Source organism: Rhodoligotrophos sp. CJ14 (assembly GCF_038811545.1).
Classification (GTDB): Bacteria; Pseudomonadota; Alphaproteobacteria; order Rhizobiales; family Im1; genus Rhodoligotrophos; species Rhodoligotrophos ferricapiens.
In genome coordinates this window covers 1,622,870-1,639,654 of record NZ_CP133319.1, presented here as the reverse complement: position 1 = coordinate 1,639,654, position 16,785 = coordinate 1,622,870, and the positions used below count along the sequence as shown (strand labels likewise).

General features: G+C 60.4%; 17 protein-coding genes. 7 read left to right on the top strand and 10 right to left on the bottom strand.

Features of this window, described 5'->3' with window-relative positions; translation table 11 throughout:
• Positions 1–161 precede the first annotated feature (161 nt).
• The 4 genes from RCF49_RS07525 to RCF49_RS07510 form a co-directional block, all read right to left on the bottom strand.
• Complete coding sequence (locus RCF49_RS07525; protein ID WP_342643415.1) at positions 162–371, bottom strand: hypothetical protein; 210 nt, start codon at positions 369–371, stop codon at positions 162–164.
• Positions 371–1,168: a hypothetical protein gene (locus tag RCF49_RS07520; protein WP_342643414.1), complete on the bottom strand. Its 798-nt coding sequence runs from the start codon at positions 1,166–1,168 to the stop codon at positions 371–373. The genes RCF49_RS07525 and RCF49_RS07520 overlap by 1 nt, the downstream gene beginning before the upstream one ends.
• Positions 1,169–1,227: 59 nt before the next feature.
• Positions 1,228–2,370, bottom strand: a complete 1,143-nt coding sequence (locus RCF49_RS07515) for a hypothetical protein (protein ID WP_342643413.1) — start codon at positions 2,368–2,370, stop codon at positions 1,228–1,230.
• A gap of 678 nt (positions 2,371–3,048) precedes the next feature.
• Positions 3,049–3,699 (bottom strand): HD domain-containing protein, encoded by a 651-nt coding sequence (locus RCF49_RS07510; RefSeq protein ID WP_342643412.1) that lies wholly within the window; start codon positions 3,697–3,699, stop codon positions 3,049–3,051.
• A gap of 246 nt (positions 3,700–3,945) precedes the next feature.
• On the opposite strand from RCF49_RS07510, the gene RCF49_RS07505 reads away from it, so the two are divergent.
• A complete protein-coding gene (locus RCF49_RS07505) occupies positions 3,946–4,770 on the top strand; it encodes a DUF1206 domain-containing protein (RefSeq protein WP_342643411.1) in 825 nt (274 codons plus the stop codon).
• Positions 4,771–4,777: 7 nt separating this feature from the next.
• Here RCF49_RS07505 and RCF49_RS07500 read toward each other — a convergent pair whose 3' ends face one another.
• On the bottom strand, positions 4,778–5,173 hold the full coding sequence (locus RCF49_RS07500; protein WP_342643410.1) for an MAPEG family protein: 396 nt from the start codon (positions 5,171–5,173) through the stop codon (positions 4,778–4,780).
• A 170-nt stretch (positions 5,174–5,343) separates the two neighbouring features.
• Positions 5,344–5,958: a hypothetical protein gene (locus RCF49_RS07495; protein ID WP_342643409.1), complete on the bottom strand. Its 615-nt coding sequence runs from the start codon at positions 5,956–5,958 to the stop codon at positions 5,344–5,346.
• 291 nt (positions 5,959–6,249) lie between these two features.
• On the opposite strand from RCF49_RS07495, the gene RCF49_RS07490 reads away from it, so the two are divergent.
• Positions 6,250–7,446, top strand: a complete 1,197-nt coding sequence (locus RCF49_RS07490; protein WP_342643408.1) for an MFS transporter — start codon at positions 6,250–6,252, stop codon at positions 7,444–7,446.
• 1,450 nt (positions 7,447–8,896) lie between these two features.
• Here RCF49_RS07490 and RCF49_RS07485 read toward each other — a convergent pair.
• The gene (locus RCF49_RS07485) at positions 8,897–9,094 is read right to left on the bottom strand and encodes a DUF3606 domain-containing protein (protein WP_342643407.1); all 198 of its coding nucleotides are present in this window, start codon (positions 9,092–9,094) and stop codon (positions 8,897–8,899) included.
• Positions 9,095–9,701: 607 nt separating this feature from the next.
• Here RCF49_RS07485 and RCF49_RS07480 point away from each other — a divergent pair.
• Positions 9,702–11,294 carry a PAS domain S-box protein gene (locus tag RCF49_RS07480; protein ID WP_342643406.1) on the top strand — a complete coding sequence of 531 codons (1,593 nt, stop codon included), beginning with the start codon at positions 9,702–9,704 and terminating at the stop codon, positions 11,292–11,294.
• Between the two features lie 65 nt (positions 11,295–11,359).
• Here RCF49_RS07480 and RCF49_RS07475 read toward each other — a convergent pair whose 3' ends face one another.
• Positions 11,360–11,575 carry a DUF3072 domain-containing protein gene (locus RCF49_RS07475; protein ID WP_342643405.1) on the bottom strand — a complete coding sequence of 72 codons (216 nt, stop codon included), beginning with the start codon at positions 11,573–11,575 and terminating at the stop codon, positions 11,360–11,362.
• Between the two features lie 91 nt (positions 11,576–11,666).
• The gene (locus tag RCF49_RS07470; RefSeq protein ID WP_342643404.1) at positions 11,667–12,659 is read right to left on the bottom strand and encodes a DUF808 domain-containing protein; all 993 of its coding nucleotides are present in this window, start codon (positions 12,657–12,659) and stop codon (positions 11,667–11,669) included.
• Between the two features lie 662 nt (positions 12,660–13,321).
• Here RCF49_RS07470 and RCF49_RS07465 point away from each other — a divergent pair.
• The 4 genes from RCF49_RS07465 (at position 13,322) to RCF49_RS07450 (ending at position 16,483) form a co-directional block, all read left to right on the top strand.
• A complete protein-coding gene (locus tag RCF49_RS07465; RefSeq protein WP_342643403.1) occupies positions 13,322–14,290 on the top strand; it encodes a DMT family transporter in 969 nt (322 codons plus the stop codon).
• Positions 14,291–14,458: 168 nt separating this feature from the next.
• The gene (locus RCF49_RS07460; protein WP_342643402.1) at positions 14,459–15,235 is read left to right on the top strand and encodes a sulfite exporter TauE/SafE family protein; all 777 of its coding nucleotides are present in this window, start codon (positions 14,459–14,461) and stop codon (positions 15,233–15,235) included.
• A 201-nt stretch (positions 15,236–15,436) separates the two neighbouring features.
• Positions 15,437–15,832 (top strand): VOC family protein, encoded by a 396-nt coding sequence (locus RCF49_RS07455; protein ID WP_342643401.1) that lies wholly within the window; start codon positions 15,437–15,439, stop codon positions 15,830–15,832.
• A gap of 12 nt (positions 15,833–15,844) precedes the next feature.
• Entirely contained in the window at positions 15,845–16,483 is a 639-nt protein-coding gene (locus RCF49_RS07450; protein ID WP_342643400.1) for a MarC family protein, read from the top strand.
• On the opposite strand, the gene RCF49_RS07445 is transcribed toward RCF49_RS07450, so the two are convergent.
• Positions 16,474–16,782 carry a hypothetical protein gene (locus RCF49_RS07445; protein ID WP_342643399.1) on the bottom strand — a complete coding sequence of 103 codons (309 nt, stop codon included), beginning with the start codon at positions 16,780–16,782 and terminating at the stop codon, positions 16,474–16,476. The two genes, RCF49_RS07450 and RCF49_RS07445, sit on opposite strands and share 10 nt — an antisense overlap.
• Between the last annotated feature and the right edge of the window lie 3 nt (positions 16,783–16,785).

Here is a 16,785-nt window from a genome sequence, read left to right as displayed (position 1 = left end):
ATTCCAGCCTTCATTGCGATCGAACTGCCCGCCCATCACTATGAACGTGGTGGTGCAATTGACTTGCTCATGAAGCCGCAAATCGCGCGACTTGCACCGGGGACACCTTAGCTTGGTTTGGACCAGTCGCCTTAGGCTGCCGTTGAAGGATGTATCGTCCATCACCCCTCCTCCTTACCGGCGAGGGCGAAGCCGACCAACGCTTTCTCTAGAAGCTCACGGACCGCTGACACTTCACTTTGATGCCCATTGGCATATCCATAATCATGGATCTGCTTAACGAGGTCGCGCGGCAAAACATAAACCCGCCTGACTGTCTGGTGCTTAGCTGGGGGCGGAACGTAAATGAGATCATCAGCGGTACGGCTCATCACTTGCCTCCATTGGCGAGGGCGCGAACGACAGCCATCGCTTTGTCATAGTATCGATGGCGGTACCGCGCGTTGCGAATGCAGTCCGACGCCGTTTGGCGTCGCCTGGGGCTGGATCGACCTGCCAATTTCTCCTTGAAGACCTCAATTTGCTTTGCCGCATGGTCACGCTTTGCTCGGAGGGCTTCCAGGACCTCCTCCAACACCTCGCGCCGGATCTGCTCCCGCACCCGGTCATCGGCTGGGGCGGGGTGCTGAGGCAGCGGTGAATGCTTTGGCTTGTTGCGCTGCTTCTCTCGGATCTGCTCAACTTTTGCCCAGACGCGGGCCATCTCGGCCGCGCCGCATTGATCCATATCCAGGCCATAGGAAAGGCAGAGTGCGGCGAGCGTGTTCATGACGCCACCGACTTCCTGGCTCATGTCGCCTACGGGTCTCCCAAAGACATAGTCAACCAACTGGTGCGCTTCGCTTTTGGTACAGCCGCCCGACTGCACCAGTTCGAGCGCCTCTTCCAGAAACCGATGGTTCCGCTCCACCTTGTCCCTGGCGATAGTCTCACCGAAACAGGCGATCAGCCAGCGATCAACCTCTTGCTGAAATGCCACCGGCTCCTGCGCCGCTGGTGGTTGTGGGGCGGCTGCGATCATCGTCTGATAAACCCACCAAGCCGCCACGTCCTTTGGTGGAACGTGGTCTATGTCTCGACAGTCGGCTGGCGGTTCGATGCCCAAGCCTCTACAGTGCGCAATCAGCTCTCTTTCTGTCGGCCTACCGCCTCTCAGCCACATCATCATATGGCGAACTGCGTCCAGCATTTCCTCGGTCGGATCGACCGGAACAAGTCGCCACGCCGTCATGACTTAACCTCCTCGAAGCGACCGTCCTCGAACTCCTCCCTCGGACGTACCCATAGTGCGCCCTCATCGACGCTACGGTAGATGGCGACCTCGCGCAGATTGACGGAGGTTCCATGAAGGCAGTTGTCCGCAGGGGTAGCCGGATCCCGCCAATGCTTCGACTGCATGTTGCCGTATCCGATTAATTCGTAGTCGGTGCCGCGCCTTTTGTGGCGATAGCGCACCGCCCCGCCGCCCTCGATTGCTGAGAGGGCAGCGGCAATGGCTCGCGCGTCCTGCTCTCGCCAAACTCGACAGACCTCCTGTCCCTCGCTCAGCGAAATAACACCATAGTCACAGCAGTCCGCGGGGATGCCCTTGCAGATGCGCGCCTCGTAGGGGCCGGCCGTTTCCATCGGCTCAGCCACCGCCCCGCCGCCCTCGATTGCTGAGAGGATGCGGCGCTCATAGTCCGCCTGGGCTGCTACTTTGGCGTCTTCGGGCGAGCGCTCGTAGCCGTAATCCCCGAACCCGCGCCATTTCCACCCGTTTTCGTCAGCGCATCGCACCGTGTAAGCCGTGGGCACGGTGTGCCAGTCGCCATTCCACGCGGTGATTTCTGACTTTGCCCACTCCAGCGGCTTCACCCGCACCGCCCCGCCGCCCCGGTGAGCCTCATAGGCGGTGATAACGAACCGGACGTTTTCTAGCGTGTGCTGTGTCGGATGATCCAACCCATGACGCTCAGCAAAATCCCGCGCAGCCGCCTCAATCGCCGCCTCCCGTCCCGCGTCCGGCTGGACTGAGTTGAACCCCGCGACCAAGGCGGGATGACGAACACCTATCAGGTCCATGTTGAGCGTGCCCTCGCGGACAATAAGCGCGCCGTCACCTTCGTAAATGTGGATGACCTCGTGCGGGTGCTCGTCTGCGTCGGGCTTCCGGCGCTCTGCGGCCTCGCGGATGGGTTTGCGATACATGACGCGATAGGCGCGCCAATAATCGTCATCACCGATGCGGCTCGTCTCAAACGTAACGTCGCCGTTGTCATTGAACACGGCATCTGCGAATGGACGCAATGCCGCCTCAAGATCGCGGATGCGCCGCTCGAAATCCTCGGCACTCGGCTCCTGGCACTTGCAGGCGTGTTCGTCGGTCATGGCTCTTCCCCGGGCTGAAACTGCGGGCAGGTTGGATGCTTGGGCGTCTCGTGTCGGCTTATCCATCCGCCGCTTGGGCGCGGGCTGTTGCTGCCAGCGCCAAAAAAGTACATGGAGATGGGCAGCACGATCTCGGGCATGGTCCAGGTGCAGCGCCCATCACCGGACGGGTGCAATCGCCCGCATTTGGTCTGCTTCCATTTGGCAAATTTGCAGCCGAGGCACGGCGTTCGATGTTCCCGCGTCATGGCCACATCTCCGATATTGCGGGCCAGAGGAACCAGAGGAGGAGGAAGATCAGCGTCCAGCCGAGCAGGGCCACGCCAAGCCACACAAGGGGCGTGGAACAGAGCCGGAGCCATAGGGGTGCGTGGGGAGGTTCGGCGGTCATGCCGGACCTCGGGGGAGGTCGTCTAACGTAGTTATCTTTGGTTCAGCTGAACCAGGAACCGTGAACGAGGAGAGAACATCATGCCGGAAATTGGTATGTGGAGGAATCGAGAAGTCTAGGATTTCCGCCAGTTTCCGGTATGGCCGATACGTTGACATCGTAGGGGTCACTGGTTCGATCCCAGTACCGCCCACCATCAAGCTGATAAAATCAGTGACTTAGGAGCCTGCGAAGGGCGATTTGCGTAGGAGTCACTGGTCCATTGTACCAGTCCTGCTCACCGTCAATCAGCTGCCAGAAGTCCACCGGGAATTTCGCATCAGGCGGCAAAAGTCCCGTCGGTGGAAATTGGGGTCCTTATCCGCCATGACATCGGCAAGCCCGGTGCCCTGGGTGGTATCAGGCCGATGCTTAAGCCCGTCGTAGAGGGCTTGCAGGAGGTCTTCCGCAAAGCCGGGTGGATGAGGACAAGCCGATTCGATGGCGTTGCGCTGCGCCTCGGTGAACTCGTCATAGCCGAGGCCCACCAGATCCATCATTACTCCTTCGGCCGTCAGCGCGACGATCGGATGCATGTGCGGGGAAATCCCCGGCGTCGTGTGCAGTGCAATCGCAAGCCAGACCCTCTCAATATCGGTTTCGGAAATGCTGTGGCTTCGCAGGAAATCGCGGGCGGCGTTCGCGCCATCGACCTCGAAGCGGACTTGGCTTTCCCCGAAGCCCGCTGTCAGACCGACGTCATGGAACATGGCTGCGGTGTAGAGAAGTTCTGGATCGAAGGTCAGGTCCCGGCGCTTTCCAGCCAAGGCGCCCCAAAAATAGACGCGGGTGGAGTGCTGAAACAGAAGGTCGCTCTCTGTATCGCGAATGAACTGCGTCACCTCCCGCGCCAATGCGCTGTCGGGAATTCTCACGCCGGCAATCTCGTCGATGGTCATGATCTCTACTCCATCATGCCTTCCCTGATGACCGAGCCGCTGAACGTCGACCATCACGGCTTCAGAAACAGTAGACCTGAACGCCTCAGACGGCACCAGCGATATCGGGGCAAGCTTACGGCCGAGAGACGGCAGCCCGCGTCAGACGCACCATCAACCATGGCTCTCATGTCGGATCCAGATGTCGCAGCGCCCGGAACGCGGGGGCGGCATCAGCCGTTCTCTGCTCGGGGCTGGAGACCGACGATGCGAAACAAGTTTGAGACGTTGGCCCGATATGGGTATCTCGCTCGGGGTGTCGTCTATTTCCTTTTGGGCGCGATCGCGCTGTCCTCCGTGTTCTGGGGGATGGGACAGACGCCCAGCTCAGAAGGCGCGTTCTCGACGATCCTCGGCCAGCCGTTCGGCCGTGTGTTGCTCGCGGCCATTGCACTAGGCCTGTTCGGCCACGTTCTTTGGCGGCTTGCCCAAGCCGTTCTCAACGCGGATCATCACGATAAGGACTTCAAGGGCTATGTGGTCAGGCTGGGAAACCTGGCTGCGGGGCTCACGAATACAGCTCTTGCGCTTTTGGCGGCGCGGCTCGCGATCGGAGCAGGTTCCGGTGGCGGGGCCAGCGGCGAGACCGGTTTCGCAAGCTGGCTGCTCGAGCAGCCTTTTGGAAAATGGCTGCTTGGCATCGTCGGACTGGCGGTGGTCGGGGCCGGCTGTGCCCAGGTCTGGCGTGGAGTGAAGGGGCAGTATCGCAAGCGCGTGCGGCTTCCTGCCGAGCACAGCACCATTCTGAACTTCGTGTGTGGGTTTGGTCTCTCGGCTCGGGGACTGCTGATTGCCATCATTGGGGGCTTTTTTCTGTATGCGGCGTTCACCGTTCAGGCCGACCAAGCCGGTGGGCTCACCGAAGCGCTGGATTGGGTGCATCAATTGCCCTTCGGAACGGCGCTCTATGCTGTTGCCGCGATCGGTCTCCTGGCGTTTGGCGCCTATAGCTGCCTCGAGGCCAGGTATCGGAATGTCGATGCATCGCAGCCCGCCGCGTTGAAGCAGGCTGCCAAGTCTGTCGCGGGGTGAATGCCGCCTACACCGCGGCGAGGTAGATGATCCTTCCGAGTGCGCCGAGCAGCAGGGCCAAGGCTGCTATGGTCTGGATCAAGAAGCCAGGATACCTCTTCGTCGGACCGGAGAGATAGCCGACGAAATAGATTATGCGGCCAATGAGCCAGAGAAAGCCGAGGCCAGCGGCCCAGGTCGCGCTCCAGTAGATCGCGAAAAGCCACATGGCTGGAAGGAAGATTGGCAGCCATTCAAGCGTATTCGAGTGCGCCCGAACTGCTTGCTCCAGCAGCGGGTGACCAGTCATTGCTGGAGCCAATATTCCCGTTTTGGAATGCGTCCTCGCGACGGTAAGCGCCATGCCGAAAAGGAGAAGGCCGCAAAGCAGAGTCACGATGGCAACCAGATAGTAGCGTTCCACGGCGAAGGCCTCCGAATCGTTTGCGCTGTACGTGTTTGCGCTCGATTGGCTGCTCAATCCATATCTTTCCGGACGAAAAACACATAAAACAATTCAGCGAGGCTGGCCGAAGCGCGGCTCTGTCTCAGGCCAGGGACCACGGGAAGCGGTACCCACTTTCAGGACTATGATCAGCGTTGAGCGATTTCTGGCAAAGGCACAATGCCGGTGCCGATCGCGGGCTGGTCGATACCGCATCTAAACGTCCGAGCCTTTTCGTCAGCGATGCGTCGAGCCTCGGCGTTGGCAGCCCTGTTCTCTGTCGCCACGACATAGCCGACGGCACAGCCCTGTCCGCGGTCTACCTGTCCCACCTTTTCGATCACCAGGACCTCCACCGGCTTTACGGGGTTCCAGCTATCGGCCACGAACCAACGGTGGATGGTGGCAAAGGGGATCTCGCGGTCATTCTGCCGCTCGATGCGCCATTCGATCTTGCCACCCGTGTGGTTGAAACGGGAAAAGGACTCCCAGCGCGGCTCGGCGCCGGCCGGCGGGAAGCCATAGAATAGGGATTCCCGTGAATCGCCGTAATAGACGAAAACAGGATATCCCTTGTAGCCGGAGCAAACGAGGTTTCGCCAATCGCCGTCTTCGCCGTTGCTTTCCGCACTGGACAGGACCGTACAGTCCCGCTCGAGATCGAGATCGGTATAGGCGCTCTCAATCGTCTTCGCATCGGCACCCAGGGCAAACAGGGGCAGAAGAGCGAGTGCAGCGCATAACCGCAATGTCGATACTCCCATCTTCCTTCATCCGCTTCTGAAATACCGCGCCAGGATCTCAAACCAGCAGCGTCGATGTAGGGCCAGGTTTCCGCTTTTCTTTGATCGCGAAACCGCGTCTCAAGTTCTTGCTGGGTCGTTTCTTCACGCGAACCAGATCCACTTCGCTCGAAAATGCTCTAGAATGAAGACCAATCTGTAGCAAGGATGTGGCGGTCACCGTCGCGAAGCTGAGGTTCGGCGGTACGCGGAGGTGTTGACAGTCCCACATATAAGTTGATATCAACCTACATCTGAAATGGGATGCTGAGCATGGACCAGTCATATCGTTGGGTCATTGTGGGCCTCGGCGCGCTCATGGGCTGTGTGGCTGTCGGCGCGATGTTCTCGCTGGCCGTATTCCTTGACCCGATTGCCGCCGATACGCGCTGGTCGCGCGCCGGAATCTCGAGCGCCATGACCCTCAATTTCCTGGTCATGGGCGCCGGCTCATTCGGATGGGGCATGGCGAGTGACCGCTTCGGAACGCGGATCGTGGTGCTGGCGGGGGCCGTTCTGCTCGGATTGGCGCTGGTTCTGGCGAGCAATGCGCAGAGCCTCGTTGAATTTCAGCTCACTTATGGCATTCTCGTCGGGCTTTCCGCGAGCGCATTCTTCGCGCCTATGATCTCCGCCGTGACCGCCTGGTTCGAGACAAACCGCAGCCTGGCGGTCTCGCTTGTCTCGGCGGGAATGGGCGTGGCGCCCATGACGATCTCGCCGCTCGCTCGCTGGCTGATCTCGACCTATGAATGGCGACCAGCGATGTTCATCATCGGCATTGTCGCCTGGGCCTTGCTCGTCCCTGCCGCAATGCTCGTGCGCCGGGCGCCAACGCCGTCATCGGGCGGTAAGAGCGGGGTGGGCGAACATCCTCAGCTTTCAGTGGGTGCCGCGCTGCGCTCGCCGCAATTTCTGGTTCTCGGCTTCACCTTCTTCGCCTGTTGTGCGGCGCATTCCGGGCCGATTTTCCACATGGTCAGCTATGCAATCGTTTGTGGAGTGGGACCGATGGCAGCCGTCAGCATCTATAGTGTCGAGGGGCTCGCGGGCCTGGGCGGCCGTCTCCTCCTCGGGGTCACGGCCGACAGGCTTGGGGTCAAGCCGGTGCTCATTGCGGGCCTGCTGGTGCAGGCGCTGGCGATCGGAGGGTATCTCTTCGTCCGTCAGCTTGCTGAATTTTATATGCTCGCGATCATCTTCGGTACCGCCTATGGCGGTGTGATGCCCCTTTATGCGGTGCTCGCCCGGGAATATTTCGGCCAGGAGATGATGGGCACCGTGTTCGGGGCGGCAACGATGCTGTCAAGCATAGGCATGGCGTTTGGCCCGCTGGCGGGCGGCCTGGTATTCGATGCCTTCGGCAATTACGCTTGGCTGTTCATCGGCTCATTTGCCGTGGCGCTGGGGGCCGTCGCACTGGCCCTCGTCTTTCCGCCGCTTGCGCGCGTGCGGCTTCAGCCGACTTAAAGTCGCCAGAGGAGCGGCGGCCTGGCCAAAAGCGGGAGAGGCCAGGCCGCCCCCACGACCAGCCAGCCTCCCCTGCGCATGAGCGGGTCGAGCACTCACGCGCAGCTGGCCGATCTACGGGACTGTGCCGTTTCGGAAACGACCGTAACTCTGGCGCAAAAATCGCGCCACATGTGAAGAAAAACCCCATGATCGTTTTCGATGGTTTCGTCCGCGTCGGAGATCTTGTTGGCGTTTCCTTGCTTTTCTCAGTCGCGATAAAAGTAAACCCGCGCTGAAAATTGGTGATCTTACCGGGCTAGGGTCGTGTCGACGCGGCGCGGGCATCATGCTCCCGCTGTGCCAAATTGATTTATCTCGCGCCGGGGCGACGGCTGGAGCGTCAGCTATTAACCATGCCCATGACTCACAGAATATCCACAGGTCAAATTCCGACAAGCGCAGTTTCGTCTTAAAAACATTCAGTGGAGAGATGCAAAACTGGCGTGGGATGCGGCCCATTCCAGAGATAGTCAATAAAGGTATTCCTACGGAGGAAAGGTGATGATCGAAATCTCCCGTCTGTCCATCATTATTCATCATATTCGGACTGTGTCACAGTATTTGACAGTTAAGCCGAGTTGGTCTCCAATGATGTTGCTAAGAAATTGAAAGATTTCTTGGGGGAGGTCTGAAAACCATGAGACGGGGGGGCATGAGTGGGGGGCACTGCGCAAGCGTTCTGGACTGCGAAAGCTGAAAGGGACGCACAGAAAGACCATACGGCCGACCGGGAGCTATGGGAGCATATCGTTTTCCGGGTTTTTCCGGATGGAGACGCATTCGCGGCCGCAAACTGGGTCATTCAGAAACACGGAGACTTAGGAGAGGGAAGGTCATGCCCCGAAACCGGGGCAGCGGCCTTGCCGAATATGGAAATGATTTGCCGTGAATTGCGGGTGATGCTCGAGCTGTGCTGCCGTATCTCACGCTCACGTTCCCGCAGGCGATCTCTAAGCAAGCCGCGGAGGAGAACACCGAGCACGCGCAACAGTCGCCGCTATCTCCGCCTGCGAACTGCCGAGGCGGCTCTGTCGCAATCCTCCTCTTTGCCTTGAGGACCGAGTGATCGAGCGCCCGGACTGAGAATGGTGGAATGACAGATATGTCACTCTCATGGGTTGGGAGGGGAACCAACCTGCTCTCTTAAATCATGGTGCTGCTATAAATCATGATGCTGCGCAGCGTTGCGGTCTGTCGACCTCTGCCGCCGGGCGAGCGGCTGTGCCATAATGAGACGAAGGTGAATGCGGAAGAGGCGGGTTTGGCTGGCGGTGCTCTCGTCAGAACCCAAAGTTACCGTGTCGCCAGCCGCCGGCAGCATTGCACGGCGGCCTGTGCAGCAGATTGCAGCGGCCGGCTCTGATGTCCTGGTCATCAGCTTTCGGGTGACGGTCAGCCTTTGTGGTGGTCACGGCCCCTGGCGTGCGGTGATTTCCTCGATGGCACTGTCAAGCTTCGAGCGGTCATTGCCGACCTTGTCCATTACGGCACGCGCCTCTTCCATCGACAAGCCGTGCTGCTCGGCAAAATACCTCACCTCGTGCTCCTGATCGCCAGACAACCGGCTGCGGTCCTGGGCGCCGCGTTTTGAGGGATCGTCAGCCATCTGAGCCTCCTTGCAGGACTGTTAGAGTGGTCGTTCTTCTCTGAACCGCAAATCCGCTCTCGCGTCTTTGCTTGGCCACGTTTCTCCTTCGCCCAACCGGACTGATTGGCGCGAAATACTCACAACCGGCTGGCGACGCTGACCTCTGGGGTCGGGTGAGTGCCGGTGATGTTACGTTCAACAGCACTCGGGGTCAGTTGTTCCGAGACCCGCGTCCTTCCTACACGCTTTCGCAGGCGTGATCGGTTCATTGCATCGGGATTAAGCATTAACCGGCCCAGCCACCTAGCAGAGGCCCGCCTGCGCTGTACTTTCAGCAGCCGGCAGAAATCCTGAGTCGTCGCTCCGAACCACCTGGCCGGCGCATAGGGCCTAGGGGGTATCAGCTCTCGCGGTTGCTGCGGGGGCAAGCACATCATAGTGCATCATATCGACATCGCCGTGTTGCCATCGAGAATAGGCCGGAACCGTTGCCCCGCTGCACGGTTACCGGCTCGGGCCAGCATTTTTGGCCAGGCGGGGACCCGCACCTGGCAGAATGGACTTGTCATCATAGCCTCCATGGGCCTTGCTGGCACGTCTGCGTTCGGCCGAGGCAGGAGAGAAGATGGTCGTTAAGCGCATTGAAGAACTCGACGATGCCCGCCGGCTGCAACTGCTCATCGAAGGCGTCATTGATTACGCCATCTACACAATCAGCATCGACGGTCTCGTGGTCAGCTGGAACACCGGTGCGCGCCGGTTGAAGGGCTATGAGCCGGCCGAGATCATCGGCAAGCCCTATGCGACCTTCTTCACGCCCGAGGATCGCGCGCGGGGCGTTCCGGAACGGGCTCTGCAGACCGCCCGCCGAGAGGGCCGGTTCGAAGCCGAGGGCTGGCGTGTGCGCAAGGACGGCACTCGGTTTTGGGCGCTCGGCGTGATCGATGCCGTGCGTGACGAAAGTGGAGAGCTCATCGGCTTTGCCAAGATCACGCGAGACATGACCGAGCGCGAGGAGGCGCAGCGGGCGCTGCGAGAAGCGCAGGAACAACTCGCCGCTTCACAGAAAATGGAGGCGATCGGCCAGCTCACGGGTGGCATCGCTCATGATTTCAACAACCTGTTGATGATCGTGCTGGGTAACCTTGAAACCGCTCAGCGCCATGCGAGAAGCACGCCCCCGGTCAATCCCAATCTCGAGCGTTCGATTGCCAATGCGGTGCGCGGCGCGCAGAGGGCAGCGGCATTGACCAGCCGCTTGCTTGCGTTCTCCCGAAGGCAGCCGCTCAATCCCAAGCCGCTTGACGTGAACCGGTTTTTGACGGGTGTTGCGGATTTCCTGCAGCGTTCTCTGGGCGAGACCATTCAGGTGGAAATGGTGGGCTCAGCGGGCCTGTGGCGTATCGAGGCCGATCCCAATCATCTCGAGACTGCCCTGGTCAACCTGGCGATCAATGCGCGAGATGCCATGCCCGGTGGAGGCAAGGTGACCATCGAGGCAGCCAATATCTTTGCGGATGAGCATTATTGCATGCGCAACCCGGAGGTCGCCCCGGGGCAATATGTGGTGATCTGCGTCAGCGATACGGGCGTCGGCATGTCGCCCGAGGTCATGAGTCGCGCCTTCGAGCCCTTCTTCACAACCAAGGAGATCGGCCACGGCACCGGCCTTGGTTTGAGCCAGGTCTATGGGTTCGTCAAGCAATCGGCCGGCAATGTCAAAATCTACAGCGAGGTCGGCCACGGCACGACCGTCAAGATTTACCTGCCGCGTTATGCAAGCACATCAGATGTGGAGGAGCAGCCAGTCTCTGAAGTGCTCGGGCAGGGTGAGCAGGGCGAAGTGATCCTAGTGGTCGAGGACGACAGTGATCTTAGGGATTATCTTTGCGAAGTGCTTCGCGAGCTTGGCTATCAAGTGCTGACGGCTATTGATGGGGTAACGGCGCTGCCGATTCTTGAGGAAACCTCTCGCCGCATCGATCTGTTGCTCACGGATGTGGTGATGCCCGGCATCAATGGCCGACAACTGGCGGCGCGCGCCCAGGAGCTACGGCCAGAGTTGCCGGTGCTCTACATGACCGGCTATTCCCGCAATGCGGTGGTGCATCACGGAAGGCTCGATCCGGGGGTGGAGCTGCTGCAGAAGCCGGTCACGCAATCGGAGCTGGCGGCCAGGGTTCGCGATCTGCTCGACAAGAAGACGGGAGAGGCCTGACAAGGTGTCGGAGGCGCTCTCGATGCGGTTCTTGCGGCCGTCCTGTACGCGCCTGCCATACTGCCCTATAGCCCTAACTTGGACTTGAGCGCGTCGATGCGTTTGGAGGCTTCTGCCTTGGTGAGCCCATCCTCGTAGGCTTTCGGTTCATGAGCCTGCTCGGAAAGGGTCTTCAAATAGGATGCCTGCGCTCCGGTCATCGGCTCTTCGCCGCTGACCCAATCGTCTGGATCCTTCTCGGTGTTCGAATTTTGTTCCGTCTTTGGATTTTGCCTCGACATTCCTCGGCCTCATGGTTGGCCCGAAGTTAATGCAGGTCTGCTATAATCGGTTCCAGGTCCTGAGGTCGGGGGCTGGATGCCCAGAGAATGCCTATGCCGCCTGGCGCCCCAGGCTCTTCAATCCCTGCCAAACCGGTGAGATGAGATAGGAGGCAATGGGGATGAGGAGCGTGCCGATCACGAGACCGACAATGCCATAGGCGGCGGATTCGGTCGCCCAGTTCAGCACCGGCCCTAGGGGAGGCAAGAAGGATGCCGCAGCATGCGCGGCGTCATGGATCATGTGGCCGAGCGTACTAAAGCCGAATTCCTCAAGACCATGAACGATGATACCACCGCCGACCCAGATCATGGCCGCCGTGCCCACGATGCCAAGCAGCGTCATGAAGCCCGGCATGGCCTTGACCAGTCCCCTGCCAAGGGATCGTAAGACGCCCGGAGCTAGTCCTTCATTCGTGTTGGAGGCCAGGCGCACGCCAAAGTCATCCGCCTTCACGATGAGGGCGACCACTCCATAGACTCCCACGGTGATGCCAAAGGCGACCAGGACCAGCACGGCGGCTTGCAGGGCGAAGTTGCCTGGAGGGATCTCCGCGAGCGCGATGGTCATGATTTCCGCCGATAGAATGAAATCGGTCTTGATGGCGCTCGCCACCTTCTCGTCCTCAAGGGATTTCGGATTGATCGCAACCGAGCCGAGCTGTGTTTCGTGCTCGGCGGCGTGGTGGGGGAACAGGGCGTGATAGACTTTCTCAGCTCCTTCGTAGCAGAGATAGGCGCCGCCGATCATGAGGAGAGGCATGATGAGCCACGGCAGAACGAAGCTCAGAAACAGCGCGGCGGGCAGGAGAAAGATGAGCTTGTTCTTGAGCGAGCCCTTAGCGATCCGCGCGACGATGGGCAATTCGCGCTCAGCCGTGAAGCCCCGGACATAGCTGGGCGTAACGGCGGCATCGTCAATCACGGCGCCAGTCGCCTTGAGGCCTGCTTTGGCAGCCATGCCCGCCACATCATCGATGGAGGCGGCAGCAACCTTGGCGATGCCAGCGACGTCGTCCAGAAGCCCAAGCAGTCCGATACTCAAGCGATCCCCCTCATGCCGCGGCAACCCGCCGATAGGGGTTTTGCCAGCTGGCGCCCAGTGTCGTCAAACGCTCATGGAGGATAAGCTTCAGGCGGGTTTGGAGGTAATCCAGCAATAGCAGAGATTATAGACATTCTGCCGATTTTGCCTCGAAGGGGCTCGCGTTCGAGGGGGCCTCACGTCGGGATTTACCGGCTAAATGAGCGGCAGTATGGGGAAAGCGTGAAGCCAGCAATCCATCCAAAAAGGATATGGCTTGTTCCGCCGATATGCCTCGCCGGCAGCTCTTCAGCTGAGTTGCGCGGGTCGTCTGTCGGTCTGTCATGGCGCCTCCGGTCTGTCTTGGACGTCACTTTAAATAACTGATCACCGGATGGGCGGTTCCAACCCCACATGTCCATATGCAGGCGCTTGCGGAGATCTCGGCAAAGGTGGCATGCTCGACCCGTTCGGCAATTCTCCGGTCGGATCTGCAGCCTTTCACCGCTTCAAGATATCATTCTTCGCGCTAGGGAGGCGTCATTCCCACTTCGCATCCGGATGCTTGCATCAGAGAGGCAAGCGTCACAATGCGGGCGGGTGATTGGTCAGGCTCTCTCCACCGGCGAGCCCCGAGAGATAATAGGCCGTGCCCGGGCCAACTAAGGATGGGATCGCTCGACATGAGCGCGATTGAAGGATCAAGCACATGCCACGACGAGCCCACGCTGGGGCTCGGTGCCTCCTATCTCATGGCCGGCATCTTCATCTTTTCCTTTCAGGATATCGCCATCAAGCAGCTCAGCGGCGATTTTCCGGTCCACCAGATCGTCTTCATCCGTAGTCTAGGCGCCTTGCCGCTGATCCTGCTCCTGGTTTACGGGCTGCAGGGCTTTGACGGCTTCAAGACAAAGCGCGGATGGCTGGAGCTCTTGCGGGCAGTACTGATGTTCGGCTCCTATACAAGCTATTACATGGCCTTGGCCCTGCTGCCATTGGCGGATGCGGTGGCGCTGTTCTTCACCGGGCCGATCTTCATGACCATCCTGTCACGGCCCGTGCTGGGAGAGAGGGTGAGCCTGCAGCAATGGGCAGCCGTGCTCGTGGGCTTTGCCGGCGTGCTGCTGGTGGCGGGCGCAGGAGCGGGGATGTTGAGCGCGGGGGCGCTGTTGGCGCTGGGGTCCGCGTTCGCCTATGGCTCGAGCCAGATCATCACGCGGCAGCTGGGCAGCACGGATTCCTCCGCCACGATGACGCTCTGTGCCACTCTCTTCTACCTCGTGGCGAGCGGGGTGTTGGGATTTTGGCTCGGGGAAGGTCAGTTGCTCGGAGCGGCGCCAAGCAGCCTTGTCTCGATGACAAGCCCCTGGAGCTGGCCGTCTGCTTACGAATTCTGGGTGATGCTCGGGCTGGGTGCCATTTCGACAGCCGGGTTTTACCTGTTGTCGCGCGCCTATGTGGTGGCACCGCCAAGAGCCATTGCACCCATCGAGTACACGGCGCTCATCTGGGGCATTCTGTGGGGCTATGTCTTCTTCAGCGAGACGCCGAACCTGGTCAAGGTTGCGGGCATGGCTCTCATCGTCGGCGCGGGCGTGTTCATCCTGATGCGGCACGCGCGGCCCAGTCCTGCGCCTCGGGTGAGGACTTGATCGATGGCTCGGGGGAGGGGCTTCTCAGACGGATACGCCTCAGCTATGGATCTGGGCGTTGGCCACAGGTCAATCGAGTGCAATGTCGTAGCCTGATCGGGGTCCGATAAAAAGCGTATGGGAGGGGCGTGCTCCGCAATCACTCTCGCGGGGCCATCGCAAGCTGGAATGACAATCACCTCAATGCTGGCGTCCTTCAGCGCGGAGCAGGCGGCGGCATGCTTTGCCATCGTGTTCTTCACCGCAATCATGCGCGGCTATACGGGTTTCGGCTTTGCGCTGATCTCGATTCCGCTGCTGACGATGGTCATCGATCCGGTCGTGGCGGTGCCCACGGTTTTGATGCTGGAAGTGCTGGGCAGCCTGCAGCTCCTGCCCAAGTTGTGGCGCTCCGCCCATCTGGGGTCGGTCGGCTGGCTGTTGATAGGGGCGGCGGTGGCGACCCCGGTCGGGGTCTATGGGCTTGCAACCCTGCCTGCGGATCTGATGCGGCTCATCATCGCCATTGTGGTTCTGCTGACCACGCTCGGGCTGGCGACAGGGTTCAGGCTGGAGGGCAGACCCGGGGTTCCCGCGGTGCTTGCAACTGGCGTGGTATCGGGGCTGCTCAATGGCGGCGCGGCGATGAGCGGCCCGCCGGTCATTCTGTTCTACCTGGGCACGGGGGCTGCCGCTCAGGTAGGGCGGGCGTCGTCCATGCTCTATTTCTTCCTGTCGGATTCGATTGCGGTGGGGTTAGCCGCCCTGTCCGGCCTGGTGCAGGGGCCCATCCTCTCACTGACAGCCTTGATGGTGCCGGCGCTGGTCCTCGGGCAGGTGATCGGCGCGCGCCTGTTTGCGTCTTCGCTGAATGCGCATTATCGGGCGGTTGCGATCATCGTGTTGTTGGCGGTGAGTTCGGCCGCTCTCATTCAATCCGCGCATTCGGTCTGGGCCATTCCTTAGAGCGTTTCCGCTCTTTGAATCGCGAAACCGCGCCTCACGTTCTTGCTTGGTCGCATTTTCTTCACGCGAACCAGTATCCACTTCGCTCAAAACGCTCTGAGAAGGCTGGTGCTCCTCGGGAAGAGGGCCGACAATCGGCCTCCGCGGCAAGGTCGCGGTCATGAAACTGGTCCAATCTGCTGTGACGAGAAGGAGATGCCGATGGTTGCCAGCGTCAAACCATTCCTCATGTTCGCGGGGAGTGCCGAAGCCGCGATGGAGCTCTATACCGGGCTCTTCCCGAACTCGGCCATCATTCGGATCGAACGGTGGGGGCCGGGTGAGCTGGGGAAGGAAGGAACCATAAAAAGCGGCCTGATCTCCGTCTCGGGCCTCGAGGTCATGTGTTTCGACAGCCCGGTTAACCACGGGTTCACTTTCACGCCGGCCTTCTCACTCTTTGTCGAATGTTCCTCGGCGGAGGAGCTCGACCGGATCGGCGCTCAGCTGGCGGAACAGGGCAATATCCTAATGCCGATCGACAATTATGGCTTCAGCCGTCGCTTCACCTGGGTCAATGATCGCTATGGCGTCTCCTGGCAACTGAACCTCGCCTAAGTCCTCGCCGCGATGGATGCCCATACCCTTCTTTCGGCAATTGCCACCCTCGTGGTCACCATCGACCCGATCGGGCTCGTGCCGGTGTTCTTGTCCCTGACCCCGAACATGTCGGCAAGCGACCGACGGCGTGTCGCGGTGCGCGCGACGCTCATCACTTTCGGCATCCTCGCCTTCTTCGCCATTGCCGGTCATCGGCTGCTCGAGTGGCTGCAGATCGGGCTTCCCGCATTTCGCATCGCGGGGGGCTTATTGCTGTTTTGGATCGCGTTCGAGATGATCTTCGAGCGGCGCACGGAGCGCAAGCAGCACACTGCCAGCGAGGCGGTGACGAAAGATCAGATTCACGACCTCGCCACGTTTCCCCTGGCAATTCCCCTCATGGCAGGCCCAGGCGCGATCACGGCGGTCATTCTGCTGGCAGCGCGAGAGGACCGTGCCGCCCTGGGCCTTCCTCTTCTCCTGTTGCTCCTGGCCCTGATCGCCGGGCTCTGCCTTGCCGTGTTCTTTGCCGCGGAAAGGCTGTCCCGGTTCCTTGGAACCACCGGCAATCTGGTACTGACCCGGCTGCTCGGCCTCATTCTCACAGCCATGGCGGTGCAGTTCGTGATCGATGGCGTCAGCGCGCTCGATCTCATCCATCAGCGCTGATCGTTATAGGCCTTCTTGGTCTCGCCAACCTGGCGGGCAAGCTCCGAAAAGGCCGGCAATGGCCGATCGAGTCCCACGCTGTTGGCAAGGATAAGCAGGCGCGCCGGGAAGGCCACCGCGTCGCGATTGGCGGGGCTTAGATCTTCCGCCGTCCGGTCGTCGCCAAGGGCCGTCTGCTCAGCCCGGCGGAGCGCCAGGTCGAGTTCTTCCCGGGTCAGGATGCCTTTGGCCACCAAGGCATTGTTGATGGCGGCAATAGCGAGATAGAGCCCTTCGAGCTGTAGATTGGCAGTGTTCATTGC